Origin of the sequence: Achromobacter insuavis (assembly GCF_902859645.1) — a bacterium.
Taxonomy (GTDB): domain Bacteria; phylum Pseudomonadota; class Gammaproteobacteria; order Burkholderiales; family Burkholderiaceae_B; genus Achromobacter; species Achromobacter insuavis.
The window spans coordinates 34,024-59,815 of sequence record NZ_CADIJR010000025.1 but is presented as its reverse complement, the minus strand read 5'-3'; the positions used below and the strand labels follow the sequence as shown (position 1 = coordinate 59,815).

Annotated in this window: 26 protein-coding genes; 16 read left to right on the top strand and 10 right to left on the bottom strand. The window is 66.9% G+C overall.

All coding sequences use genetic code 11. The features are described 5' to 3' along the window. Window positions 1-68 precede the first annotated feature (68 nt). Window positions 69-1,415: an NADP-specific glutamate dehydrogenase gene (gdhA, locus tag H0523_RS14895; protein ID WP_054430706.1), complete on the top strand. Its 1,347-nt coding sequence runs from the start codon at window positions 69-71 to the stop codon at window positions 1,413-1,415. A 98-nt stretch (window positions 1,416-1,513) separates the two neighbouring features. Here the strand turns inward: gdhA and H0523_RS14890 are convergent, their stop codons facing one another. Both H0523_RS14890 and H0523_RS14885 read right to left on the bottom strand, forming a co-directional pair. Continuing rightward, the gene (locus tag H0523_RS14890; RefSeq protein WP_054430707.1) at window positions 1,514-2,005 is read right to left on the bottom strand and encodes a copper chaperone PCu(A)C; all 492 of its coding nucleotides are present in this window, start codon (window positions 2,003-2,005) and stop codon (window positions 1,514-1,516) included. A gap of 19 nt (window positions 2,006-2,024) precedes the next feature. Then, the gene (locus tag H0523_RS14885) at window positions 2,025-2,924 is read right to left on the bottom strand and encodes a LysR family transcriptional regulator ArgP (protein WP_006391839.1); all 900 of its coding nucleotides are present in this window, start codon (window positions 2,922-2,924) and stop codon (window positions 2,025-2,027) included. 149 nt (window positions 2,925-3,073) lie between these two features. On the opposite strand from H0523_RS14885, the gene H0523_RS14880 reads away from it, so the two are divergent. From H0523_RS14880 to H0523_RS14850, 7 genes are all read left to right on the top strand, one after another. Continuing rightward, a complete protein-coding gene (locus tag H0523_RS14880) occupies window positions 3,074-3,706 on the top strand; it encodes a LysE/ArgO family amino acid transporter (protein WP_049076948.1) in 633 nt (210 codons plus the stop codon). A gap of 5 nt (window positions 3,707-3,711) precedes the next feature. Continuing rightward, entirely contained in the window at window positions 3,712-4,074 is a 363-nt protein-coding gene (locus H0523_RS14875) for an antibiotic biosynthesis monooxygenase family protein (RefSeq protein ID WP_054430708.1), read from the top strand. 52 nt (window positions 4,075-4,126) lie between these two features. Beyond that, window positions 4,127-5,068 (top strand): LysR substrate-binding domain-containing protein, encoded by a 942-nt coding sequence (locus H0523_RS14870; protein WP_054430709.1) that lies wholly within the window; start codon window positions 4,127-4,129, stop codon window positions 5,066-5,068. A 266-nt stretch (window positions 5,069-5,334) separates the two neighbouring features. Then, window positions 5,335-6,498 (top strand): ABC transporter substrate-binding protein, encoded by a 1,164-nt coding sequence (locus H0523_RS14865; protein WP_054430710.1) that lies wholly within the window; start codon window positions 5,335-5,337, stop codon window positions 6,496-6,498. Window positions 6,499-6,641: 143 nt separating this feature from the next. Next, entirely contained in the window at window positions 6,642-7,514 is an 873-nt protein-coding gene (locus H0523_RS14860; protein WP_054430711.1) for a branched-chain amino acid ABC transporter permease, read from the top strand. Between the two features lie 3 nt (window positions 7,515-7,517). Next, window positions 7,518-9,443 carry a branched-chain amino acid ABC transporter ATP-binding protein/permease gene (locus H0523_RS14855; protein ID WP_054430712.1) on the top strand — a complete coding sequence of 642 codons (1,926 nt, stop codon included), beginning with the start codon at window positions 7,518-7,520 and terminating at the stop codon, window positions 9,441-9,443. Between the two features lie 16 nt (window positions 9,444-9,459). Next, window positions 9,460-10,182 carry an ABC transporter ATP-binding protein gene (locus tag H0523_RS14850; protein ID WP_054430713.1) on the top strand — a complete coding sequence of 241 codons (723 nt, stop codon included), beginning with the start codon at window positions 9,460-9,462 and terminating at the stop codon, window positions 10,180-10,182. 500 nt (window positions 10,183-10,682) lie between these two features. Here the strand turns inward: H0523_RS14850 and H0523_RS14845 are convergent, their stop codons facing one another. The 3 genes from H0523_RS14845 to H0523_RS14835 form a co-directional block, all read right to left on the bottom strand. Beyond that, window positions 10,683-11,111: an organic hydroperoxide resistance protein gene (locus H0523_RS14845; protein WP_054430714.1), complete on the bottom strand. Its 429-nt coding sequence runs from the start codon at window positions 11,109-11,111 to the stop codon at window positions 10,683-10,685. A gap of 152 nt (window positions 11,112-11,263) precedes the next feature. Beyond that, window positions 11,264-11,725, bottom strand: a complete 462-nt coding sequence (locus tag H0523_RS14840; protein ID WP_054430715.1) for a MarR family winged helix-turn-helix transcriptional regulator — start codon at window positions 11,723-11,725, stop codon at window positions 11,264-11,266. A gap of 79 nt (window positions 11,726-11,804) precedes the next feature. Beyond that, window positions 11,805-12,686 (bottom strand): AraC family transcriptional regulator, encoded by an 882-nt coding sequence (locus H0523_RS14835; protein ID WP_054430716.1) that lies wholly within the window; start codon window positions 12,684-12,686, stop codon window positions 11,805-11,807. Window positions 12,687-12,864: 178 nt separating this feature from the next. Between H0523_RS14835 and H0523_RS14830 the strand changes: the two genes are divergently transcribed. Further along, on the top strand, window positions 12,865-13,620 hold the full coding sequence (locus H0523_RS14830; protein ID WP_054430717.1) for an SDR family NAD(P)-dependent oxidoreductase: 756 nt from the start codon (window positions 12,865-12,867) through the stop codon (window positions 13,618-13,620). 36 nt (window positions 13,621-13,656) lie between these two features. Here the strand turns inward: H0523_RS14830 and H0523_RS14825 are convergent, their stop codons facing one another. Next, complete coding sequence (locus tag H0523_RS14825; RefSeq protein WP_054430718.1) at window positions 13,657-14,364, bottom strand: Crp/Fnr family transcriptional regulator; 708 nt, start codon at window positions 14,362-14,364, stop codon at window positions 13,657-13,659. 169 nt (window positions 14,365-14,533) lie between these two features. Between H0523_RS14825 and H0523_RS14820 the strand changes: the two genes are divergently transcribed. The 7 genes from H0523_RS14820 to H0523_RS14790 all read left to right on the top strand — a co-directional run bounded on the left by H0523_RS14820 (window position 14,534) and on the right by H0523_RS14790 (window position 23,159). Further along, window positions 14,534-16,510 (top strand): AMP-dependent synthetase/ligase, encoded by a 1,977-nt coding sequence (locus H0523_RS14820; protein ID WP_054430719.1) that lies wholly within the window; start codon window positions 14,534-14,536, stop codon window positions 16,508-16,510. A 5-nt stretch (window positions 16,511-16,515) separates the two neighbouring features. Next, on the top strand, window positions 16,516-17,412 hold the full coding sequence (locus H0523_RS14815; protein WP_054430720.1) for an ABC transporter ATP-binding protein: 897 nt from the start codon (window positions 16,516-16,518) through the stop codon (window positions 17,410-17,412). 10 nt (window positions 17,413-17,422) lie between these two features. Then, window positions 17,423-18,352, top strand: a complete 930-nt coding sequence (locus H0523_RS14810) for a branched-chain amino acid ABC transporter permease (RefSeq protein ID WP_054431090.1) — start codon at window positions 17,423-17,425, stop codon at window positions 18,350-18,352. Between the two features lie 23 nt (window positions 18,353-18,375). Continuing rightward, window positions 18,376-19,440 (top strand): branched-chain amino acid ABC transporter permease, encoded by a 1,065-nt coding sequence (locus tag H0523_RS14805; protein ID WP_006389832.1) that lies wholly within the window; start codon window positions 18,376-18,378, stop codon window positions 19,438-19,440. Between the two features lie 126 nt (window positions 19,441-19,566). Then, window positions 19,567-20,907: an ABC transporter substrate-binding protein gene (locus H0523_RS14800; protein ID WP_082380318.1), complete on the top strand. Its 1,341-nt coding sequence runs from the start codon at window positions 19,567-19,569 to the stop codon at window positions 20,905-20,907. 58 nt (window positions 20,908-20,965) lie between these two features. Beyond that, window positions 20,966-21,808, top strand: a complete 843-nt coding sequence (locus H0523_RS14795; protein WP_054430721.1) for an ABC transporter ATP-binding protein — start codon at window positions 20,966-20,968, stop codon at window positions 21,806-21,808. Window positions 21,809-21,890: 82 nt separating this feature from the next. Further along, window positions 21,891-23,159, top strand: coding sequence for a phenylacetate--CoA ligase family protein (locus H0523_RS14790; RefSeq protein WP_054430722.1), 1,269 nt, complete (start codon window positions 21,891-21,893; stop codon window positions 23,157-23,159). A 70-nt stretch (window positions 23,160-23,229) separates the two neighbouring features. Here the strand turns inward: H0523_RS14790 and H0523_RS14785 are convergent, their stop codons facing one another. Genes H0523_RS14785 through H0523_RS14770 form a run of 4 tightly spaced genes read right to left on the bottom strand, consistent with a single transcriptional unit; the run spans window position 23,230 to window position 25,684 of the window. Then, entirely contained in the window at window positions 23,230-24,468 is a 1,239-nt protein-coding gene (locus tag H0523_RS14785; protein ID WP_054430723.1) for an NAD(P)/FAD-dependent oxidoreductase, read from the bottom strand. 13 nt (window positions 24,469-24,481) lie between these two features. Continuing rightward, a complete protein-coding gene (locus H0523_RS14780) occupies window positions 24,482-24,919 on the bottom strand; it encodes a YeeE/YedE family protein (RefSeq protein WP_054430724.1) in 438 nt (145 codons plus the stop codon). 1 nt (window position 24,920) lies between these two features. Continuing rightward, on the bottom strand, window positions 24,921-25,352 hold the full coding sequence (locus H0523_RS14775; RefSeq protein ID WP_054431092.1) for a YeeE/YedE family protein: 432 nt from the start codon (window positions 25,350-25,352) through the stop codon (window positions 24,921-24,923). Beyond that, the gene (locus tag H0523_RS14770; RefSeq protein ID WP_006391860.1) at window positions 25,346-25,684 is read right to left on the bottom strand and encodes an ArsR/SmtB family transcription factor; all 339 of its coding nucleotides are present in this window, start codon (window positions 25,682-25,684) and stop codon (window positions 25,346-25,348) included. Before H0523_RS14770 ends, H0523_RS14775 begins: the two co-directional genes overlap by 7 nt. Window positions 25,685-25,792 lie beyond the last annotated feature (108 nt).

The following is a 25,792-nucleotide window of genomic DNA, read 5'->3' as shown; positions in this document are numbered from 1 at the left end:
CAATTCGGAGAGCCGACGCCCCAAAACAGCGCATCTCCGCACTCATTCGAAGCACCCCCAAGGAGATCATGTTGAAAGTGCAGCGTCTGGACGACTTCCTGCGTAGCGTCGCCGCGCGCGATCCGCAGCAACCGGAATTCATGCAAGCCGTCCAGGAGGTGATGCTGAGCCTGTGGCCTTTCATCGAAAAGCACCCCCACTACGCCGAGCACGCCCTGCTCGAGCGCCTGGTGGAGCCGGAACGCGTGATCCAGTTCCGCGTGTGTTGGACCGACGACAAGGGTCAGGCGCAGGTCAACCGCGCTTTCCGCATCCAGCACAGCTCGGCCATCGGCCCGTTCAAGGGCGGCATGCGTTTCCACCCCTCGGTGAACCTGTCGATCCTGAAGTTCCTGGCGTTCGAGCAGACCCTGAAGAACTCGCTGACCACGCTGCCCATGGGCGGCGGCAAGGGCGGTTCCGACTTCGACCCCAAGGGCAAGTCCGACGCCGAAGTCATGCGCTTCTGCCAGGCCCTGATGATCGAGTTGTACCGTCACCTGGGTCCGGACACCGACGTGCCGGCCGGCGACATCGGCGTGGGCGCGCGTGAAGTCGGCTTCATGGCCGGCATGATGAAGAAGCTGTCGAACTCCACCGCCAGCGTCTTCACCGGCAAGGGCCTGACCTTCGGCGGCAGCCTGATCCGCCCCGAAGCCACCGGCTACGGCACCGTCTACTTCGCCGAGGAAATGCTCAAGCGCGTCGGCAAGTCGTTCGACGGCCTGCGCGTGTCGGTCTCGGGCTCGGGCAACGTGGCCCAGTACGCCATCGAGAAGGCCATGGCGCTGGGCGCCAAGGTCGTGACGGTGTCCGACTCGAACGGCACGGTGGTTGACGAAGCCGGCTTCAACCATGAGAAGCTGGTGGCGCTGATGCACGTCAAGAACGACCTGCGCGGCCGCCTGGACACCTACGCCCGCCAATTCGGCCTGGTCTATGAACCCGGCAAGCGCCCCTGGCACGTGCCGGTCGATGTGGCACTGCCCTGCGCCACCCAGAACGAACTGGAACTGGCAGACGCCCAGACGCTGATCAAGAACGGCGTGCAGTGCGTGGCCGAAGGCGCCAACATGCCCGCCACCCTGGACGCCGCCAAGGCCTTCATCGCCGCCCGCGTGCTGTACGCTCCGGGCAAGGCCAGCAACGCCGGCGGCGTGGCCGTGTCGGGCCTGGAAATGGCCCAGAACTCGGCCCGCCTGGCCTGGACCCGCGAGGAAGTGGACGCGCGCCTGCACGCCATCATGCGCGACATCCACGAGAACTGCGTGCGCCACGGCCACAGCGAGCGCGAATACGTGAACTACCTGGACGGCGCCAACATCGCCGGCTTCGTCAAGGTCGCGGACGCGATGCGCCAGCAAGGGCTGTACTGATCGACAAGCCGGCGCCCCGTGCGCCGGCTGGCGGCAAAAGCAAGGCGGCAGGCTCGAACAGCCTGCCGCCTTGCTTTATTCCGGACCGCCTGGCGGGATCAGTGCTTCATCGCGCCGTGATCGTGGCTCATGCCGGGATTGTGCGAAGCCGGCTTGACCTTGAACTGCACCGCCACCTCGCCCGCCTTCTCGAACTTCAGCGTGGCCGGCACCGTGGCGCCCTCGGCGAACGGCGCCTTCAGCTTGATGAACATGACGTGGTAGCCGCCCGGGGACAGCTTGACCTCGCCGTTGGCCGGCAGCGCGATGCCGCCCTCGACCTGGCGCATCTTGGCCACGCCGTTGGCGGTTTCGACCGTATGCAGCTCGACGCGCTCGGCGGCGTCGGAAGAGATCGACAGCAGGCGGTCGGCCGTCTTGGCCTCGTTGTCGATGTCCATGTAGCCGGCGCCGTTGGACTGGCCCGGGGCGGACGCGCGCACCCAGAGATCATCGATCTCGACCTCGCCGACCTTGTAGTCCTTGGCCCAGGCCGAACCGGCCGCGCACAGGCCCAGGACGGCGACAGCGGCGAACTTGCGGATGTTCATGGGGTGTTCTCCTATGGGGTTAACGCCGCCGGACCAGGCTGCGGGCGGCTGACAGGACCGAATCCGTCAAGGCTTCCATCGCTTCGGAGTTTACCCGCCAATGCTGCCAATACAGCGGCACGTCCTCCCAGGCGCGCCCCCGCAGCAGCACCAGATGACCTGCGTCAAGGTGCTCCTGCACCAGCGGCAGCGGATTCATGGTCCAGCCCAGCCCGCCCAACGTCGCCTGCACGAAGGCGCGGGTGGACGGCACCCACCAGACCGGCGGTTGCCACGGCGCGGGGTCGGAGATCTTGTGGGCGAAGCGGGCCTGCAGCGCGTCCTTGCGGTTGAACACCAGCACCGGCGCCTGCGCCAGCGTCTGCGCGTTCACGCCCTGCGCGAAATAGCGTTTGTGGAAGGCCGGCGTGCACGTCGCCACATAGCGCATGCTGCCCAGCGCATGAATGCGGCAGCCCTGCACCGGGTCGGCCAGCGTCGTCACCGCGCCCAGCACCGAGCCGTTGCGCAGCAGCGCGGCGGTGTGGTCCTGGTCTTCGGACTGCATGTCGAGCGTGGCGCGGGTGCGGCTGGAGAACTGCAGCGCCGCGTCGACGAACCAGGTCTCAAGGCTGTCGTGGTTGACCGCGATGGGGATGCTGGCGTGCGGTACGTCGTCGTCCGCCACGCCCAGCCGGTTCAGCGCGTCGTGCTCCAACAGCGCGGTCTGCTCGGCCAGCTGCACCAGCACCTGGCCATCGCCGGTGGCCGCGGCCGGCACGGTGCGCTGGACCAGCAGCCGGCCCATGCGGTCTTCGAGCGCCTTGATCCGCTGCGACACCGCCGACGGCGTCACGCTCAACGCCAGCGCGGCCCGTTCGAAACTGCCTTCGCGCACCACCGCGGCCAGGGCGCGCAGGTTGCCATGATCGATCTTCATAGGATTAGTTTTACTTAAGATAGTGAAGGAAAATTAGCTGTATTTCATATTGGCGGCAAGCGAAAATGTTGCATTGCCGGTATGCGCGACGCTGCCGGCCCGGTATCCCAAGCGCCACCACAAGGCGTTGCAGTCAAAAGGTTCGCGTCATGTTCGCCACGTTGTCATCCCCCCTCTTCCTCACCGCCTGGGCCAGCGGCACGGCCACCGGGCTGGGCCTGTTCGCCGTCGTCGGCGCGCAAAGCGCGTTCATCCTGCGCCAGGGATTGATGCGCGCGCACCTGCTGTCCGTGGTCGCCATCTGCGCGCTGATCGACGCCATCTTCATCTTCGCCAGCGTCTCGGGCCTGCAGGCCCTGACCGCCTGGTTCCCGTGGCTGACCACCGCGGTGCTGTGGTTCGGCGTGGCGTTCCTGTCGTGGTACGCGCTGCAGTCGGCGCGCCGCGCCTGGACCGCCACCGGCGGTCTGGCCGCCGCGCGCGACGTGGTGCCCTCGCGCCGCGCCGCGATGCTGGGCGCGCTGGGCTTTTCGCTGCTGAACCCGCATTTCTGGCTCGACATGGTGGTGGTGGGCTCGCTGGCCCACGGCTTCGACGACGCCCGCATGGCGTTCGCCGCCGGCGCCTTCACCGCCAGCCTGCTGTGGCTGGCCGTGCTGGGCATCGGGTCGCGCCTGTTCGCGCGCTTCTTCGCCAGCGCCTCGGCCTGGCGCGTGCTGGACGGCGTCATCGCCGTGGTCATGGCCGGCCTGGCGATCAGCCTGGCGGTCAAGGGCGTCTGACGGCCATGCCCGACGCCGCCTGTCCGGCCGGCCCCGCCCACGCGGGGCCGGCGCGCTACACCGCCACCTTCATCTTCGCCAAGAAGCAGTTCGACGACGACTTCCACCGCCTCGACCAGGCCATCGCCACGGCGGCGCGGACCACCCCGGGCTACCTGGGCGAGGAAGCCTGGGAAGATCCCGCCCGCGGCCTGTACGCCAATGTCTACTACTGGGAATCGCTTGAAGCCCTGGAAGCCCTGATCCGCCACCCTGCCCACCAGCAGGCCAAGGCCGCGCAGTCGCGCTGGCTGGACGGCTACCGGGTGGTCATCGCCCAGGTGCTAAGGGAATACGGGGACGGACTGCCGGGCCCAGCACTTTTATAATCGCCGGGTTGCCACTCTTTCGTCGGGCGCATGGCCGGCCCGCCAGACGATCATGCGCGGACCCTCTCCCTCCAAAGACGTGCGCCTGCCGCCGCTGGCCGCCATCCAGGCCTTCGAGGCGGCCGCCCGGCTCGGCTCGTTCGAGCGCGCCAGCGAAGAACTGTTCGTTACCGCCAGCGCCATCGGCAAGCGCATCGCCGCGCTGGAGGCGCAACTGGATGTCACCCTGTTCATCCGCAGCAGCCGCGGCGCCACCCTGAGCGCCGCCGGGCGCGAATACCTGGAACAGGTGCGCACGGCGCTCGACCTGCTGTCGGACGCCTCGCTGCACAAGCGCGGCGAACCCAAGCTGGAACCCCTGCGGGTCGTGTCCACGCCCACCTTCGCCCGCCAGGTGCTGATCCCCGCCCTGCCCGGCTTCACCGCCGCCCATCCGGACGTCGAGCTGGAGATCATGCTGTCCATTCCCTACCTGGACATCATGCCGCCCAACGCCGATGTCTGGATCCGTTTCGGCAGCGGCAAGTACCCCGGCCTGCATGCCCGCCCCCTGACCAGCGACCCCGTGTTCGCCGTGTGCTCGCCGGCCTATCGCGACGCCCATGGCCCGTTCGAACGCCCCCAGGACCTGGCGCGCGCCGCGCTGCTGCGCTGCCCGATGGAGCCCTGGCGCCCGTGGCTGGGCGCGGCGGGACTGGACTGGCCCGAGCCCGCCCGCGGCGTCTGGCTGGTCGACCTGGGCATGATGCTGGCGGCGGCCCGCGCCGGCCAGGGCATCGCCCTGACCCGCCGCACGCTCGCCGCCGAATGGCTCGACGAGGGCAAATTGCTGCGCGTGCTCGACATCGAGACCCCGGGTGAATCGCAGTACCACCTGTGCACCGAAATCTCGCGCCCGCCCGGCGGCGCGGCCCAAGCGTTTTCCCTATGGCTGGCCGAGGTCTGCGAACGCGCATCCCAATGGCCACGCGGCCTGCCGGCCAAGCCGGAATAAATTTCCAGCCCCGGGCGGAAGGAAATTCCGCGCACCATGGCGCATCGCTGGCTAGGATGCGCCGAACATGGCCGCGCCCGGCACGCAACTCGTGCGCCCGTACTAGGTATTTACGCGGAAAAACCCCGCGCGGTCAGATTCGCGTAAGCGATTAAGCAGACAGTCACAACACGCAACACAGGAGCGCGCCACCAACCTCTTTCCTCGCCGCCTGGCGCCGGCACACGGTTTTCCACGCAGTTCTACTAATTACAACGGAGACATCCATGGATTTTCGTTTGAAGCTGCTTGCAGGAACCCTTGCTTTTGCCGTATCGGCCGCGGGCTACGCCGCCGACCCCATCAAGATCGGCGTGGCCGGTCCCTACACCGGGGGCTCGTCCTCCATGGGCGTCAGCATGCGCGACGGCGTGCGCCTGGCCATCGAGGAAATCAACAAGGGCGGCGGCGTGCTCGGCCGGCAACTGGTCGCGGTGGAGCGTGACGACGAAGCCAAGAACGAGCGCGGCGTGCAGATCGCCCAGGAGCTGATCAACAAGGAACAGGTCACGGCCACGGTCGGCTACATCAACACCGGCGTGGCGCTGGCCTCGCAGCGCTTCTACCAGGACGCCAAGATCCCGGTGTTCAACAACGTCGCCACCGGCAGCGTCATCACGCACCAGTTCAAGGCGCCGGAATACCCGGACAACTACGTGTTCCGCAACGCGGCGCACGACAGCATCCAGGCGCCGATGATCGTCGAAGAGGCCGTGACCCGCCGCGGCTTCAAGAAGGTCGCGATCCTGGCCGACTCCACCAACTACGGCCAGCTCGGCCGCGAGGACCTGGAAAAGGCCCTGGACGCCAAGGGCATCAAGCCGGTGGCCGTCGAGAAATTCAACATCAAGGACGTCGACATGACGGCCCAGCTGCTCAAGGCCAAGGCCGCGGGCGCCGAAGCCGTTCTGACCTACGGCATCGGTCCCGAACTGGCGCAGATCGCCAACGGCATGGCCAAGCTGGGCTGGAAGGTGCCGATCATCGGCAGCTGGACGCTGTCGATGGCCAACTACATCGACAACTCCGGCGCCAACGGCGAAGGCGCGCGCATGCCGCAGACCTTCATCCAGGACCCGGACACGCCCAAGCGCAAGGCCTTCATCGACGCCTACCTGGCCAAGTTCAAGCCCAAGAACAACCGCATCGACTCGCCGGTGTCGGCGGCCCAGGGCTATGACTCGATCTTCCTGCTGGCCGCGGCCATCAAGCAGGCCAACTCCACGGACGGCCCGAAGATCCGTGAAGCGCTCGAGAACCTGCAGACGCCCGTCGAAGGCGTGGTGATGACCTACAACAAGCCCTTCACCCACGACAACCACGACGCCATCAGCGCGAAGGAAGTGGTCATCGGCGAGGTCAAGGGCGGCCGCGTGGTCAAGGCCAACTAAGTTCGTCCGCAGCAATGCGGCGGCGGCTGCCCGGCCGCCGCCGCCGGCGTTCCCGCGCGCGGGGACGCCGGCATGCAGTCGCCTGACAACAGCGTTCTGCCCAAGGGGGTTGGGACGGAACACAGCGCCTCACGACACATACCATGATTCTTCTACAGCTTATCTATAGCGGTATCGCGCTAGGCATGATCTATGCCGTCATCGCGTTCGGGTACCAGCTCACCTTCGCCACATCCGGCACCCTGAACTTCGGCCAGGGCGAAGCCCTGATGCTGGGCGCGCTGGTCGGGCTCACGCTGGTCGGACTGGGCGTGAACTACTGGGTCATGATCCCCATCGTCTGCATCTTCGGCTTCGCGCAAGGCGTGCTGGTCGAGCGGGTCGGCGTGCGGCCGGCCATCAAGACCCGGTCGGAATTCGGCTGGATCATGGCCACCATCGCGCTGGGCATCATCTTCAAGAACGTGGCCGAGAACATCTGGGGCCGCGACGACCTGCGCTTTCCCTCGCCGCTGCCCGAGGCGCCGATCGAGGTGCTGGGCGCCAACGTGCTGCCGATGGAACTGCTGGTGGTGTTCGGCGCGCTGGCCATGATGCTGCTGGTGGAAGTGTTCAACCGCAAGTCCATCTACGGCAAGGCCTTCGTCGCCACGTCCAATGACCGCGACGCCGCCGGCCTGATGGGCATCAACACCGGCATGGTGATCACGTTTTCGTATGCCCTGTCGTCGCTGACCGCCGCCTTCGCGGGCGTGCTGGTGGCGCCGCTGACGCTGACCGGCGCCACCATGGGCGCGGTGCTGGGCCTGAAGGCCTTCGCGGTCGCCATCATCGGCGGCCTGTCCAGCGGCATGGGCGTGGTGGTGGGCGGGCTGATCCTGGGGATCGCCGAAACCACGACCGGCTTCTATCTTTCGACGGGGTACAAAGACGTGCCGGGACTGGTCCTGCTGCTGCTCGTACTGACCTTCAAGCCCGCCGGCCTGTTCGGCAAGACCGCGATCAAGAAGGTGTAAGCGATGAAACCCCTGCACCTTCTGCTATCCATCGTGGCCGTGGCCTGCCTGGCCGCCGTGCCGCTGGGCGTGACCAACACGTATTACCTGCACCTGATCGAAACCATCATGATCTATTCGATCCTGCTGTTCGGGCTCGATATCGTGGTGGGCTATACCGGCCAGGTGTCGCTGGGCCACGCCGGCCTGTTCGGCATCGGCTCCTACGTGGCCGGCGTGCTGTTCTTCCATCTGCAGATGCCGATCTGGGTAACGCTGCCGGCGGCCATCCTGATCGCGGCGGCATTCGGCGCGGTGCTGGCGTTGCCGGCGCTGCGGGTCACCGGGCCGTACCTGGCGATGGTGACGCTGGCGTTCGGCACCATCATCCAGATCCTGATCAACGAGATGACCTTCATGACCGAAGGCCCGCTCGGCATCAAGATTCCCAAGCCGTCGATCGGCGGGCACATCCTGACCAAGAGCGAGTACTTCTGGCTGGTGGCGGCGTTGCTGGTGCTGTCGCTGATCGTGGTGCACCGTATCCTCAAGTCGCACCTGGGCCGCTCGTTCGAGGCCCTGCGCGACAGCCCGATCGCGTCGGACTGCATGGGCGTGTCGGTCTACCGGCACAAGGTATTCGCCTTCGTCATCAGCGCCGGCTTCGCCGGCCTGGCGGGCGCGCTGTACTCGTATTCCGAGCAGTACATCTCGCCCAACACCTACAACTTCGAACTGACCATCCTGTTCCTGCTGGCCATCATCATGGGCGGACGCAAGAGCCGCACCGGCGCGCTGCTGGGCGCGTCGATCATCGTGCTGCTGCCCAAGATGCTGGACGATATCGGCACCTTCCGCCTGATCGCGCTGGGCGTGGCGATCCTGGTGACGGTGGGCAGCGCCATCGCCATCTCCAAGGGCCGCACCGAGGCCCGCCGGGTGGCGGTGCCGGTGGTCGGCACCATCCTGCTGGCGATCTTCTCGTACTGGCTGGACGCGGTGACCGACTGGCGCCTGACGATCTTCGGCGCCATGATCCTGTTCGTCGTGTACTACCTGCCCGACGGCATCGTCGGCTTCGTGCGCAACCTGTTCTTCTCGACCCGCCGCGCGGCGCTGTCGGTCAAGAAGGACCTGGTCAAGGAGCAGGAGGCGGTCGTGCCTGAAAGCGCCCAAGGCCAGGGCGAAACCCTGCTGACGGCCAAACAGGTGCTGATGCAGTTCGGCGGCCTGAAGGCGCTGAACCAGGTCGACCTGACCGTCAAGCGCGGCACCATCCACGGGCTGATCGGGCCGAACGGCTCGGGCAAGAGCACCATGATGAACGTGCTGACCGGCATCTACGTACCGACGGCCGGCTCGGTGGAATTCTCGGGCAAGTCGCTGGTGGGCCTGGCGCCGGCCGACATCGCCGCCTCGGGCATCGCCCGCACGTTCCAGAACGTGCAACTGTTCGGCGAGATGACGGCGCTGGAGAACGTGCTGGTGGGCCTGCACCACACCTTCACCACCGGCCTGGCGGGCATCGCGCTGCGCACGCCGAAGTGGAAGGGCGAGGAACAAGGCGCCCGCGCCCGCGCGCTGGCGCTGCTGGAGTTCGTCGGCCTGGAAGGCATGGCGAACGAGGAGGCGCGCAACCTGCCCTACGGCAAGCAGCGCCTGCTGGAGATCGCCCGCGCGCTGGCGCTGGATCCGCAGCTGCTGTTGCTGGACGAACCGGCGGCCGGCCTGACGGCGCCCGACATCGTCGAGCTGCTGGCCATCATCCGCAAGGTGCGCGACCACGGCATCACGCTGATCCTGATCGAGCACCACATGGATGTGGTGATGGGAGTGTGCGACACCGTGTCGGTGCTGGACTTCGGCCAGAAGATCGCCGAGGGGCTGCCCAACGAAGTGCAGAGCAACGCCAAGGTTATCGAGGCGTATCTGGGCGGCGCGCCCGCCTGACGCCAAGGACGACAACATGCTATCGATCAAGAATCTGGAAGCGGGCTACGGGAAGGTGAAGGTGCTGCACGGCATCAGCATGGAGGTCCCGAAGGCCAAGGTGGTGACGTTGATCGGCTCGAACGGAGCCGGCAAGACGACGACGATGCGGGCGCTGTCGGGGATGATCCGACCGACGGCGGGCGAGGTCACGCTGGGGGGCAAGCGCATCGACGGATTGGAGTCGCATCGGATCGCGCGGCTGGGGTTGGCGCATTCGCCGGAAGGACGGCGGGTGTTTCCGACGCTGTCGGTGACCGACAACCTGCTGCTGGGCGCGTTTCCGCGCCTGACGGGGAGCCGGCCCAAGGGCGACGTGCAGGCGGATCTGGGGCGGGCGATGGATCTGTTTCCTCGCCTGAAGGAGCGGCGCGATCAGCTGGCCGGGACGCTGTCGGGCGGCGAGCAGCAGATGCTGGCGATGGCGCGGGCGGTGATGCTGAATCCGGAGCTGGTGCTGCTGGATGAGCCGTCGATGGGGTTGGCGCCGATTCTGGTGGAGGAGGTTTTCCGGATCATTGCGCGGCTCAAGGACGAAGGGGTGACGATGTTGCTGGTCGAGCAGTTTGCGGCGGCGGCGTTGAATGTCGCGGATTATGGGTATGTGTTGGAGAACGGGCGGATTTCTGTGCATGGAAGTGCGGAGAAGTTGAAGCATGATCCGGCTGTGGTGGCGGCTTATCTTGGGGGATCGCACTGAGTTTTTTTGCTGGCGGGGGGGTGAGTTCTTGAGACGCACGGCGGGGCGGCGGGCGGTGGCGGGCGGGGCTACGATTGCGGTCCGGAGCGTTCGCTCCGGACTGCCCCGTTGTCATCCTCGTACGCCTTCGGCTCCCTACGGATTCCCTCGGGCGCATCTACACGCCCCGCCCGCCACCGCCCGCCGCCCCGCCGTGCTCGCGATTGTTCTGATTCCTGCGTTGCTGGGGTGAGCCGTGTGCTTGGCATTGTTTTGCCGCGGGTGCTCTCGCCGAAGGTCTTGCGGGGCCCGCCCAAAGGCGGCCGCGCGGGCGGCCTGTTTGGGCTTACGCGCTGATTTTGCGTTGGCGGATGACGCTGCGCGCGGGTGACGGGTGGCGGGCGGCATGGTGGGGCGCCGGCTCTTGGAGTGAGTGGGCGAGCGGCTGAACGAAAAAAGGCAGGATTGCGCGGTGGCGCAATCCTGCCTTTGTTTTTTTGCGCGCGGAACGCGCGCTTTGCTTAGACGGTGATGGTCAGGGTGACGTCGATGTTGCCGCGGGTGGCGTTCGAGTAGGGGCAGACGATGTGGGCGGCGGCGACGAGCTTTTCGGCTTCGGCGCGGTCCATGCCGGGCAGCGAGATCTTCAGTTCGGCTTCGATGCCGAAACCGGTGGGGATGGGGCCGATGCCGACCGAGCCGTCGATGGTGGCGTTGGCGGGCATGGCGATCTTGTCGCGGCCGGCGACGAACTTCATGGCGCCCATGAAGCAGGCGGAGTAGCCGACGGCGAACAGTTGCTCGGGGTTGGTGCCAGCCGCGCCGGCGCCGCCCAGTTCCTTCGGGGTGGTCAGCTTGACGTTCAGGTTGCCGTCGTCGGAGACGCCGGTGCCTTCACGGCCGCCGGTGACGTGGGCGTGGGCGCGGTACAGGACTTTTTCGATGGACATGGTGCGTTCCTTTTGGATGAAGGTGGGACTGCCAGGCTGGCGGGACCCTTCCCGCTACGGCCCTTACTAATCAAATAGCGTGCTATTTCATAGCGCACTATCTTTAACCGGGGATGACAGCAGTTGCCATCATCCGCCTCAAAGACTGCGAATCAAAGACTGTTGACCAACTTTTCCCGCAATTCGTGCAACGACTTCATGGTGCCCTGCGCCTCTTCCAGCGAGCACTGGGCCGCGGCGGCGATGGCGTGAGGCACGGCTTCGGCCTGGTTGCGCAGGTCGCGGCCTTGCCGGGTCAGGGTGACGATGACCTGGCGTTCGTCATCCTGCGCGCGGGTCCGGGTGACCAGGCCCGCCGCCTCCAGCCGCTTGAGCAGGGGCGTCAGGGTGGCCGAGTCCAGGAACAGGCGTTCGCCGATGTCGGTGACCGTGATTTCGTCGCGTTCCCACAGCACCAGCATGACCAGGTATTGCGGGTAGGTCAGATCCAGGCCACGCAGCAGCTTGCGGTACACCTTGTTCATCGCCAGCGAGGTCGAGTACAGGGCGAAACACAATTGGCTGTCTAGCAGCAGCGGGTTGAAGGCGCCTTTCGGCTGGGATCTGGATTTCATTGCGCAATATTAAATAGCGCACTATTTATCGTCAAGCTTTTTTTGGCTTTTGCTGTTCAGGGCTTGGGGCGGGCCGGCTTCAGGCGGACAGCTTGGCGGCTTCGGCGTCGCGGCCGGGGGGCAGGCCAAACATGCGGCGGTATTCGCGGGTGAACTGCTGCACGCTTTCATAGCCCACGGCAAAGGCGGCGCTGCTGGCCGACAGGCCTTCGGCGGTCATCAGGCGGCGGGCTTCGATCAAGCGCAGTTGTTTCTGGAATTGCAGGGGCGACAGCGAGGTGGCCGCGCGAAAGTGCTGATAGAACGAGGACGGGCTCATGCCGGCGGCCTCGGCGAGGCGTTCGATCGGCAAGGGTTGGGCGAAGGCGGTGCGCAGCAAGGTGACGGCGCGGGCGACACGCTGGGCATGGGCCTGCGGGCGGGCCAGATGGCGCAAGGCGGGGCCGTGGCGGCCGGCCAGCAGCCAGTAGTGCATTTCGCGCACAAGCTGGCGGTGCAGTACCGGCAAGGCGGCCGGCCGTTCGAGCAGGCGCATGAGGCGCAGCGCGGCGTCGGCCACTTCGGTGTCGGTGGGCTCCACCCGCACGCGCAGCCCCGGGGCGGCGGGCACGGGCGCCATGGCCAATGCCAGTTCGGCGAGCAGCGGCAGGTCCAGGTCCAGCACGAGGGACAGGTAGGGCTGGTCGGGGCTGGCGTGGGTGATCTGGCTGATGGTGGGAACGTCGGCGGTGATCAGCAGGGAGTCGCCCGCGGAAAAGGCGACGGCATCCGTCCCCGTCATGACGTGTTTGCTTCCTTGCAGCACCAGGCACGCCAACGGGCGCGACATGGCGTAGTCCAGGCCGCTGGGGGATGTGGCCCGGATGGTGGTCAGGCCGGGCACGGGCGTCAGCGCCACGCCCAAGGGGCCGGCATGGGCGTGGACGTAGCGGCGCACGCTATCGAGCAAGGCGTCGTTCATGCGATTCGGGCGGAAATCCGTGGCACCCGGCCATCGTAGCGGCAATCGGGTGCGCCGTCGGCGCAGTGGCAGCGGCATTGGGGAAATAGGCAAACAACGCCGCGATTCGGGCAAAGGCTTGCAACGGCCCCGGCGGCAGAATGCCCTCACCCTGTCATTCGCTTCCAAGGAGCCCCGCATGACCACGATTTCCCTCGTTACCGGCGCCAGCCGCGGCCTGGGCCGCAACACGGCCTTGAACATCGCCCGCAAAGGCGGCGACGTCATCATCACCTACCAGCAGCGCGAGGCCGAGGCGCGCGCGGTGGTCGCCGAGATTGTGGCGCTGGGCCGCCGAGCGGTGGCCTTGCAGCTGGATGCGGGCGCGACGGCCACCTTCGTGGACTTCGCGGCGCGCCTGCGTGCGGCGCTGCAGCAGACCTGGCAGCGCGAGCAGTTCGACCACCTGGTCAATAACGCCGGGCACGGCGACGTGGCGCCCATCGCCGACATGCGCGAGGACGCGTTCGACAAGCTGGTCGACGTGCACTTCAAGGGCGTGTTCTTCCTGACGCAGGCGTTGCTGCCGCTGCTAGCCGACGGCGGCCGTATCGTGAACCTGTCCAGCGGACTGACCCGCGTGTCGGCCGAGGGCTGGGCGGCCTATGCGGCGGTCAAGGGGGCCGTCGAAGTGTTGACGGTCTACCTGGCCAAGGAACTGGGTAGCCGCAAGATTGCGGTGAATGTGGTGGCGCCGGGCGCCATCGAAACCGACTTCTTTGGCGGCGCCGTGCGCGACACGCCTGCGTTCAACCGCCATTTCGCAGAGATGACTGCGCTGGGCCGGGTTGGCGTGGCGGACGATGTGGGGCCGATGATCGCCAGTCTGCTGTCGGACGATAACCGGTGGGTCAATGCGCAGCGGATCGAGGTGTCGGGCGGCCAGGGAATCTGACCGCCGCGTGGGCGGCAGGCGCCACGGCCCTGCCGCCTAGGCGACGTGCTCGCCTTCCACTGCGCTGCGGTCCGAGCCGTATTGTTTCAGGCCGTCCAGGTCCAGCACCCGCACGGCGCCGTATTCGACGTTCAACAGGCCCGCCTCTTCCAGCTTGCGCAGCGCCTGGTTGGCCCGTTGGCGCGAGACGCGGGCCAGGTAGCCGACTTCTTCCTGGGTGATGGTCAGGCGCATGCCCATACCGGGATACAGCAGCGGGTTGAAGAGTTCGGCCAGGCAGCGCGCCACGCGGGCGTCGGGGTCGAGCAGGCGGTCGTATTCGGCCTTGCCGATGAATTGCGCGACACGCTCGTTCAGCTGGTGCAGCAGGTAGCGGTTGAAGGGGATGCTGGTGTCCAGCAGCCAGTCGAAGGTGGCGGCTGGCAGGCGCGCGACGACGGAATCGCGCAGCGCCACGATGTCGTACTTGCGGACTTCGCGCTTGAGCAGCGAGCCCTCGCCGATCCAGCCGCCGGCGGGCACGCCCGTCAGCGACGCGACCTTGCCCTCGGCATTGCCCACCGACACCTTCACCAGGCCGGCCAGGACGCCGATCCACGCCTGGGCGAGTTCGCCTTTGCGCTCTATGATCGACCCGGCGGCGGCCTGCTGCACGGACAGGTCTCGCTCGACGCGCGCTTGCTGCTCGCCGTCGAGCACGCGAAACCAGGCCGCGGCAAGTTGCAGGGAGTCGGATAGCTGCATCGGGAATACCCTAAAAGTTCCTTGAATGTCGCGATGGTGACAGTTGGTAGCAACCCAACCTTATACCTTAACTCCTGCCGTAAATCTAAAACCAACTGGTCAAGCGCAACCGCTCGTGCGCCACGTCTCGTGGCTGCGGGTCCGCTGTGCCCAAACCGGAGGAGACAACGTGGCACATTCATCGCCCGCATCCGCACAGATGCCGGCGGCGCTGGATACTTTTCCGGCGCTGCTGTTCGCGCATGCCGACGTACGCGGGTCGCGGCCCGCGATACGTGAGAAAGACCTGGGTATCTGGCAGACCCTTACCTGGTCCGATGTGGCGGAGCACGTGCGCCAGGTCGCCCACGGGCTCGCGTCATTGGGCATCCAGCCCGGCATGCACGTGGCCGTGATCGGCGAAAACCGGCCGCGCCTGTACATGGCCATGATGGCCGCGCAATCGCTCGGCGCCATTCCCGTTCCGCTCTACCAGGACGCCGTGGCCCAGGAAATGGTCTACGTGCTGCAGGACGCCGAAATCAGCGTCGCCGTGGTCGAGGACCAGGAACAGGTCGACAAGATGCTGGAAGTGCGCGAGCAATGCCCCGCGCTCAAACACGTGGTCTACGACGACCCGCGCGGCCTGCGCCACTACACCGATGCGATGCTGCTGTCGTATGACCAGCTCGAGGAAATCGGCCGCGACTACGCCGCGCAGCATCCCGACTTCTTTGCCCGCGCCGTGGCCGCGGTGCAGCCGCACGACGCGGCCGCGATGTTCTATACCTCGGGCACCACCGGCAAGCCCAAGGGCGTGGTGCTGACGCATCATGCGCTGATCGATCGCGCCCGCGCCGTGTCCGAGATGGAGAACCTGACCGACCGCGAGGACGTGCTGGCCTACCTGCCGCCGGCCTGGATCGGGCAGAACATGTTCTCGTACACGCAGCTGCTGGTCACGGGCTTCACCGTGAACCATCCGGAGTCGCCCGATACCGTGTCGATCGACATGCGCGACATCGGCCCCACCTACTACTTCGCGCCGCCGCGCGTGCTGGAAGGCCTGCTCACCCATGTGATGATCCGCATGGAAGACGCCGGCTATATCAAGCGCAAGCTGTTCCATGCCTGCATGAAGCTGGCGCGCCGCGTCGGCACCCGCATCCTGGACGGCGAATCGGTCAACGCCTGGGACCGCCTGCGCTACGCGCTGGGCAATGTGCTGATCTACGGTCCGCTGCGCAATGCGCTGGGCATGAGCCGCGTGCGCGTGGCCTACACCGCCGGCGAGGCCATCGGCCCCGACCTGTTCGTGTTCTACCGCTCCATCGGCATCAACCTCAAGCAGCTCTACGGCTCGACCGAGACCTCGGTGTTCGTCTGCGTGCAGCCGGACGGCCAGGTGCGCGACGACACGGTCGGCCCGCCCGTGCCCGGCGTGGAGATCCGCGTGGCCGACAACGGCGAGATCCTGGTCAAGAGCCCGGGCCTGTTCAAGGAGTATTACCGCAACCCCGACGCCACCCAGGAAGCGCGCAGCGCCGACGGCTGGTTCCACACGGGCGACGCGGGCTACCTGGACACCGACGGCCAGCTCAAGATCATCGACCGCGCCAAGGACGTCGGCAAGCTGGCCGACGGCAGCCTGTTCGCGCCCAAGTACCTTGAGAACAAGCTCAAGTTCTTCCCGCACATCAAGGAAGCGGTGGCGTTCGGCGCCGGCCGCCAGGACGTGTGCGCCTTCATCAACATCGACCTGGAAGCCGTGGGCAACTGGGCCGAGCGCCGCGGCCTGCCCTACGCCGGCTATACCGACCTGGCGGGCAAGGACGAGGTCTACCAGCTCATCGCCGACTGCGTCGAGCAGGTCAATGCCGACCTGGCCACCGATCCCAAGCTGTCGGCCTCGCAGATCGGCCGCTTCCTGATCCTGCACAAGGAACTGGATCCCGATGACGACGAACTGACGCGCACCCGCAAGGTGCGGCGCGCCTTCATCGCGCAGAAGTACGGCGTGCTGATCGACGCCCTGTTCGAAGGCAAGCAATCCCAGTACATCGAAACCGAAGTGAAGTTCGAGGACGGCCGCACCGGCAAGATCGCCGCCGACCTGAAGATCCGCCCGGTCAAGACGTTCCCCGCCATCACCGCCCGAGCCGCGTAGAGACCATGAGCAACAACGACCGCGACCAGCGCATCGGCGACGTGATGCTGGACATGCAGAACATCTCGCTGTCCTTCGGCGGCGTCAAGGCGCTGACGGACATTTCCTTCAATGTGCGCGAGCACGAGATCCGCGCCATCATCGGCCCCAACGGCGCGGGCAAGAGCTCGATGCTGAACGTCATCAACGGCGTCTACACCCCGCAGCAGGGCGGCATCGCCTTCCGTGGCGAGCGCTTCTCGCGCATGAATCCGCGCCGCGCCGCCGAAATGGGCATCGCCCGCACCTTCCAGAACCTCGCCCTGTTCAAGGGCATGAGCGTGCTGGACAACATCATGACGGGCCGCAACCTGCGCATGAAGTGCGGGCTGCTGGCGCAGGCCTTCCGCCTGGGCGCCGCCGAACGCGAAGAGATCGAGCACCGCCAGTTCGTCGAGAACATCATCGACTTCCTCGAGATCCAGGCGTATCGCAAGACGCCCGTGGGGCGTCTGCCCTACGGCCTGCAAAAGCGCGTCGACCTGGGCCGCGCGCTCGCCATGGAGCCGCGCCTGCTGCTGCTGGACGAGCCGATGGCCGGCATGAACATCGAAGAGAAGCAGGATATGAGCCGCTTCATCCTCGACGTGAACGACGAATTCGGCACCACCATCGTGCTGATCGAGCACGACATGGGCGTGGTCATGGACATCTCCGACCGCGTGGTGGTGCTGGACTACGGCAAGAAGATCGGCGACGGCAAGCCCGATGAGGTGCGCGCCAACGAAGACGTAATCAGAGCGTACCTTGGCGTCGGCGGCGAAGCCGCCGTCACCAAGGACGCCGAAGCGCAGGCAACAGCCCCCGCCCCTAACCCTCCCCCCGAGGGGGAGGGAGAAAACTCACTGGCTGCACGGACTTAAGGGGCGAATGATGGGATTTTTTCTGGAAACCTTATTCGGCGGCCTGATGAGCGGCATGCTGTACGCCCTGATCGGCCTGGGCTTCGTGCTGATCTTCAAGGCGTCGGGCGTGTTCAACTTCGCGCAGGGCGCCATGGTGCTGGTGGCGGCGCTGTCGATGGCGCGCTTCTCGGAGTGGATACCGCGCTGGTTCGGCTTCGAAAACATGATCCTGGCCAACGTGCTGGCTTTCATCGTCAGCGCCATCATCATGTTCCTGCTGGCCGTGGCGATCGAGCGCTTCGTGCTGCGCCACCTGGTCAACCAGGAGGCCACCACCCTGCTCATGGCCACGCTGGGCATCAGCTATTTCCTCGATGGCCTGGGCCAGATCTCGTTCGGCAGCTCGGTCTATTCCATCAACGTCGGCATGCCGAAGGATCCGTTGATGATCCTGGACTCGGTGTTCGAAGGCGGCCTGCTCATCAACCTCGAAGACCTGACCGCCGCGGTCATCGCCGCATTGCTGGTGGCCGCGCTGGCGCTGTTCTTCCAGTTCACCTCCACCGGCCGTGCGCTGCGCGCCGTCGCGGACGACCACCAGGCGGCGCAGTCCATCGGCATTCCGCTGAACCGCATCTGGGTCATCGTCTGGAGCGTCGCCGGCCTGGTGGCGCTGGTGGCCGGCATCATCTGGGGCTCCAAGTTCGGCGTGCAGTTCACGCTCTCGACCGCGGCGCTACGGGCGCTGCCGGTGGTGATCCTGGGCGGCCTGACCTCGGTGCCGGGCGCCATTCTCGGCGGCCTGATCATCGGCGTGGGCGAAAAGCTGTCCGAGGTCTACCTGGGGTCGCTGGTGGGCGGCGGCATCGAAATCTGGTTCGCCTATGTGCTGGCGCTGGTGTTCCTGCTGTTCCGTCCGCAAGGGCTGTTCGGCGAGAAGATCATCGACCGCGTCTGACCACGGCCTTCTAGGATAAAAACATGTTCTATCGCGAAAACGGCCAATTCAAGACCAGCTATCGCGCCGACCAGCAGATCTTCCCGATCCGCCAGGACCGCGTCTTCATCTGGCTGCTGCTGGCGGTGGCGTTCATCGCCATCCCGGCGCTGTCCAGCGACTACCTGCTGCGCGCCATCCTGATCCCGTTCCTGATCCTGTCGCTGGCCGCCGTCGGCCTGAACATCCTGGTGGGCTATTGCGGCCAGATCTCGCTGGGCACGGGCGCCTTCATGGCGGTGGGCGCGTATGCCGCCTGGAACTTCGGCGTGCGCTTTCCCGGCATGCCGCTGATCGTCCAGATCCTGCTGGGCGGCTGCTTCGCCACCATCGTCGGCGTTATCTTCGGCATTCCCAGCCTGCGCATCCGCGGCCTGTACCTGGCCGTGGCCACGCTGGCGGCGCAGTTCTTTGTCGACTGGGCGTTCCTGCGCATCCCGTTCTTCACCAACTATTCGTCGTCGGGCAACGTCTCGGTGCCGCCGCTGACCGCCTTCGGCCTGCCGGTGCAGAGCGCGCTGGAAAAGTACCTGTTCGTGCTGATCCTGGTGGTGGTCTTCAGCCTGCTGGCCAAGAACCTGGTGCGCGGCGCCATCGGCCGCCAATGGATGGCGATCCGCGACATGGACGTGGCCGCCTCGGTCATCGGCATCCGCCCGATGTACGCCAAGCTCACCGCGTTCGCGGTCAGCTCGTTCATCGTCGGCGTGGCCGGCGCGCTGTGGGGCTACATCCACCTGGGTTCGTGGGAACCGCTGGCCTTCGACCTGACGCGTTCGTTCCAGCTGCTGTTCATGGTCATCATCGGCGGCCTGGGCTCCATCATCGGCAGCTTCTTCGGCGCGGCTTTCATCGTGCTGGTGCCGGTGGCGCTGACCAACGTGCCGCACATGCTGGGCCTGTCGCTGTCGGTGGATACCGCCGCGCACGTCGAGCACATGGTGTTCGGCGCGCTGATCGTGTTCTTCCTGATCGCCGAGCCGCACGGGCTGGCGCGGTTGTGGAGCATCGGCAAGGAGAAGCTCCGCATCTGGCCCTTCCCTCACTGATTTCGCATTGATTTCTGCGGGCCCCGGCGGCACGAGCGCCGTGGCCCACATCCTGAATACCCGGCTCAAGACCGGGCCAACCCCGGTGTCCGAGGGTTTATGACCCAAACACCACGCAGGAGGTAAATGGAGATGAAGCGTCTTAACCTGAAGTTGGCGGCAGCCTTGGTGGCCGCAGCCGGCGCCGTGGGCGCCGTGGCCACGCCGGCAATGGCGGCGGAAGAGCAGTTCGTTCCGTTGCTGGTGTACCGGACCGGGTCGTTCGCGCCGCTGGGCATTCCCTGGGCCGACGGCAAGCTGGATTACCTGAAGCTGGTCAACGAACGCGACGGCGGCGTCAACGGCGTCAAGATCACCTACGAGGAATGCGAAACCGCCTACGCCACCGACCGCGGCGTGGAGTGCTACGAGCGCCTGAAGGGCAAGGGCACCGGCGCCTCGGGCTTCGACACGCAATCGACCGGCATCACCTTCGCGGTCAGCGACAAGGCCATGGTCGACAAGGTGCCGGTCGAGACGATGGGCTACGGCCTGTCGCAATCGGTCGACGGCAGCGTGTTCGAGTGGAACTTCCCGCTGCTGGGCACCTACTGGACCGCCGCCGACGTGATGATCCAGGACATCGCCAAGAAAGAAGGCGGCATGGACAAGCTCAAGGGCAAGAAGATCGCCCTGGTCTACCATGACTCGCCCTACGGCAAGGAACCGATCCCGCTGCTGCAGAAGCGCGCCGCCAAGGAAGGCTTCGAGCTGCTGCTGTATCCGGTGACCGCCCCCGGCGTGGAACAGAAGTCCACCTGGCTGCAGATCCGCCAGGCCCGCCCGGCCTATGTGCTGCTGTGGAGCGCGGGCATCATGACGCCCACCGCCATCCGCGAAGCGCAGGCCAGCGGCTACCCGCGCGACAAGATGTACGCGATCTGGTGGGCCGGCTCGGAAGGCGACGTCAAGGACCTGGGCGATGTCGCCAAGGGCTACAACGCCATCACCATCCACAACAGCGGCGCCGACCACGACAAGGTCTATGACGATCTGAAGAAGTACGTCTACGACAAGGGCCAGGGCTCGGACAAGACGGGCAAGACCACGCTCGGCACCATCGCCCACACCCGCGGCATGATGATCTCGATGCTGCAGGTCGAGGCGATCCGCACCGCGCAGGAAAAGTTCGGCAAGGGCAAGGCGCTCACGCCCGAACAGGTGCGCTGGGGCTTCGAGAACCTGAACCTGACGCAGGAACGCCTGAACCAGCTGGGCTTCGGCCAGATCATGCGTCCGGTCAAGACCTCGTGCAGCAACCACAAGGGTGACGACTGGGCCCGCATCGTGCAGTGGGACGGCGCCAAGTTCAAGGTCGCCTCGGACTGGTACCAGGCCGACAAGACCCTGCTGGACCCGATGGTGAAGGAAGCCGCGGCGAAGTACGCCAAGGAAAAGAACATCACGCCCCGCACTTGCGAGAACTGATGTGAACCGGCGGCCGGCGCCCCCGGGCGTCGGCCGCCACCATGCCGCAGGAACCGCCATGACCGCAGCAACGACTACCGCTACTACCGCCGACACCCCCAAGGTGCTGCTCGATGTGAACGGCATCGAGGTGATCTACAACCACGTCATCCTGGTGCTCAAGGGCGTTTCCCTGCAGGTGCCGGAAGGCCGGATCGTGGCCCTGCTGGGCGCCAACGGCGCCGGCAAGACCACCACGTTGCGCGCCATCTCGAACCTGCTCAAGGGCGAGCGCGGCGACGTCACCAAGGGCCACATCCAGTACCGCGACCAGCGCATCGAGAAGCTGTCGCCGGCCGAGCTGGTCAAGCGCGGCGTGGTGCAGGTGATGGAGGGCCGCCATTGCTTCGCCCACCTCACCATCGAAGAGAACCTGCTGACGGGCGCCTATACCCGCGACCTCGGCCGCGGCGACACCAGCGCGGCGCTGGAGCGCGTCTACCAGTATTTCCCCCGCCTGAAGCAGCGCCGCGCCAGCCAGGCCGGCTACACCTCGGGCGGCGAGCAACAGATGACCGCCATCGGCCGCGCGCTGATGGCCAACCCCAACATGATCCTGCTGGACGAGCCGTCCATGGGCCTGGCGCCGCAGATCGTCGAAGAGATCTTCGAGATCGTGCGCGACCTGAACCAGCGCGAGCGCGTCAGCTTCCTGCTGGCCGAGCAGAACACCAACATCGCGCTGCGCTATGCCGACTACGGCTACATCCTGGAGAACGGCCGCGTGATGATGGACGGCGCCGCGAAGGACCTGGCCCAGAACGAGGACGTGAAAGAGTTCTACCTGGGCATTTCCAGCGGCGAACGCAAGAGTTTCCGCGACAACAAGTTCTACCGCCGCCGCAAACGCTGGCTGGCCTGATCCCTGGAGCGGCGACGCCGGCGCGGTCCGGTGCGCCGCCGGCAACGACACCGCAGTACGGCACACGAGAGGGTGCGATCCCATGTCCGAGTTTTTCGATGTCCTGGAAACCCGAGCGCCCGAGCAACGCGAGCGCGAGCTGATGGCGGCCCTGCCCGGCGCCATCGCCCGCGCCATCGCCCGAGCGCCGGCCATTGCCGAGCAGCTGCGCGGCATCGACCCCGCCACGGTCACCTCGCGCGCCGCGCTGGCGCGCCTGCCGGTGCTGCGCAAGCACGAGTTGCTGGAGCGCCAGCAGCACAGCCGCGAGCAGGCCGCGCAACCGGCCGGCCCGCAGAAGGCCTTCGGCGGCTTCTCGGCCATCGGCTGGGGCGAAGCCATGCGCGTGTTCGCCTCGCCCGGCCCGATCTATGAACCCGAAAGCGCGCGCGCCGACTACTGGCGCTTTGCCCGCGCGCTGTACGCCGCGGGCTTTCGCGCCGGCGAGCTGGCCTATAACTGCTTTTCCTATCACTTCACGCCGGCCGGCTCGATGATGGAGACCGCCGCGCACGCCGTCGGCTGCACCGTGTTCCCCGGCGGCACCGGCCAGACGGAGCAGCAGGTGCGCGCGATCCAGGACCTGGCGCCCAGCGGCTACACCGGCACGCCCAGCTTCCTGAAAATCATCCTGGAAAAGGCCGACGAGCTCGGCGTGAAACTGGATTCGCTGCGCCGCGCGCTGGTCTCCGGCGAAGCCTTCCCGCCGTCGCTGCGCGACTGGCTGGCGGCGCGCGGCATCGAGGGCTACCAGGCCTACGGCAGCGCCGACCTCGGCATGATCGCGTTCGAGACGCCGGCCCGCCAGGGCCTGGTGCTGGGCGAGGACATCATCGTCGAGATCGTGCGTCCCGGCACCGGCGAACCCGTGCCCGACGGCGAGGTCGGCGAAGTCGTGGTCACCACGCTCAATCCCGACTACCCGCTGGTGCGCTTCGGCACCGGCGACCTGTCGGCGGTCATGCCCGGCATCTCGCCCTGCGGCCGCACCAACACCCGCATCAAGGGCTGGATGGGGCGCGCCGACCAGACCACCAAGGTGCGCGGCATGTTCGTGCATCCCTCGCAGGTGGCCGACGTGGTGCGCCGCCATCCCGAGATCCTGCGGGCGCGGCTGGTCATCAGCGGCACCACGGGGTCGGACAAGATGGTGCTGCGGGTGGAGTCGCGCGTGCGCGGCGAAGACCTGGGCGCGCGCATCGCCGAATCGGTGCGCGACGTGACCAAGCTGCGCAGCGACGTCGAATGGGCCGAGGCCGGCGCCCTGCCGAACGACGGCAAGGTCATCGACGACATCCGCACCTACGAATAACAAGCACGGCGCGCGCCCGGGACCGGCAAAGCCCGGGCGCGACAGCGCCTTCCACGCGGCAACGGCGGGTTCAGTTGCCCAGCGGACGGGCCAGCCATTCACGGCCCTTGAGCATGCCGTTCCAGTAGATCCACGGCAGCATCGTCGCCTTGAGGAACCAGGCGCTCTTGCGCGGCACCGTCGGATCCAGCGGGAACGTCGGCAGCAGCTTGCCGCCATAGCCGAACTCGGCCAGCACGATGCGGCCGCGCTCGACCGTCAGCGGGCACGAACCGTAGCCGTCATACGTGACCGGCAGCGCATGCCCTTCGCGCACCGCCAGCAGGTTCTCGGCCACCGTGACGATCTGCTTGCGCGCCGCCGCCGCGGTCTTGGCGTTGGTGGTGCTGATGCCATCGCCCAGCCCGAAGATGTTGTCGTAGCGCACATGGCGCAGCGTGGCCGGATCGACCTCGCACCAGCCCGCCGCGTCCGCCAGCGCGCTCTGGCGCAGAAAGTCGTGCGGCACCTGCGGCGGCACCGCGTGCAGCATGTCGAACGACTTTTCCACACGAGTGACCGCGCCCTCGGCGTCCTTGACGTCGAACCAGGCCTTGCGCGCCGGGCCGTCCACCGCCACCAGCGCCGAATTGAAGGCCAGCGAGATGCCGTAGCTCTCCACATAGCGCATCAGCGGCGGCACGAAGGTCGGCACCCCGAACAGCACCGCGCCGGCCAGGTCGAATTCGACCTCGATGCGATCCAGCACGCCGCCGCGGCGCCAGTGGTCGCAGGCCAGGTACATGGCCTTCTGCGGCGCGCCGGCGCACTTGATCGGCATCGCCGGCTGCGTGAACAGCGCCTTGCCGCCCTTCAGGCCGCGCACCAGTTCCCAGGTGTACGGCGCCAGGTCGAATCGGTAGTTGGAACTGACGCCGTTCCTGCCCAACGTGTCCGACAGCCCTTCCACCCTGTCCCAGGCCAGGCGCAGGCCCGGGCATACGATCAATTGCTGGTAGCTGACCGCGCTGCCATCGGCCAGCCGCACCTGGTTGGCCTCGGGCTCGAAACCTGCCGCCGCGGCCTGCAGCCAGGTGGCGCGGCCCGGCATCACCGAGCGGGTCGGCCGCACCGTCTTGGCGATGTCGAACGCGCCCCCGCCCACCAGCGTCCAGGCCGGCTGGTAGTAGTGCTTGTCGCTGGGCTCGATGACCGCGATGCGCAGGTCCGGACGGCGGCGCAGCAGGCTGGCGGTCACGCCGATGCCGGCCGAACCGCCTCCCACCACCACCACGTCGAAATCGCGCTGCGCCTGTGCTGCCGTCTGCATGCTTGTCTCCCGGTTATGAACCGGTCCGCGGGGGCCGGCGATTGAAATGCTGGATGATCGAAAACAGCGCCATGCCCGCCGCCATCGCGGCCACGAAGATCAGGGCCTCGCGCACGCCGGCCGCGGCCGCCACCAGCGCCGGCCCCGGGCAGAACCCCGCCAGGCCCCAGCCCGCGCCGAACGTCAGGCTGCCCAGCGCCAGGCGCGGATCGACGCGCGTCGCGGCGGGCCATTGCAGCGGGCCGCCGGACAGGCTGGCGCGGCGCCGCCGCAACCAGGCGAAGCCCACGGCCGTCACCGCCAGCGCGCCGCCCATCACCAACGCGAGCGACGGGTCCCACGGCCCCGCCAGGTCCAGAAAGCCCAGCACCTTGGCGGGGTTGGCCATGCCGGAGACGATCAGGCCCAGGCCGAATACCAGCCCCGCGACGAAAGCGAACGCGATGACCATGTCAGGCTCCGATCACGTGGCGCACGAGATAGACCATGACGAACCCCGCGGCCATGAACAACGCGGTCGCCGCCAGCGAGCGGCGCGAACCGCGCGCCAGGCCGCAGACGCCATGGCCGCTGGTGCAGCCCGAGGCGTAGCGCGTGCCGATCCCCACCAGCAGGCCCGCGGCGATCAGCCGGCCCGTGCCCGCCTCCACCACGATGGGCGGCAGCGTCGCGGCCCACTGATAGAGCCACGGCGCCAGGCCCAGGCCGACCACGAACGCCAGCCGCCAGCCGCTGTGGCGGTCCGGCGGCAGCAGGCCGCCCAGGATGCCGCTGATGCCCGCGATGCGGCCCGCCCCCAGCATCAGCAACACGGCGGCCGCGCCGATCAGCGCGCCGCCGGCAACCGCGCTCCCGGGCGTGAAAGCGGGCCAGTCGATCATGATGCGAGCGCCGCCATCGCGCGGCCGCAATACAGGCTGGACAGGGTTTTCATGACCTGGTTGACCTCGAAACTGGCCAGTTGGTAGTACACGTACTTGCCCTGGCGCCGCGTGCTCACCAGGCCCTCGTCGCGCAGCACGCCCAGCTGCTGCGACAGGGTCGGCTGGCGGATGCCGGTCAGGGATTCCAGTTCACCGACGTTGCGCTCGCCCTGCACCAGTTGGCACAGCAGCAGCAGCCGGTCTTCGTTGGCCAGCGCCTTGAGCAGCGCGCAGGCCTGGGAGGCGGATTCGCGCAGCGCGGCGACTTCGCATTCGTTCAGGGCAGTCAGCATTTGATGAGGATCAATCGGCCGGAAAGGACTTGATCATTATATTGACGGATAAACTATCCAACAATATTATTCAAATACATATATTGTTTCGTGCGCGCCGCCGCCGCA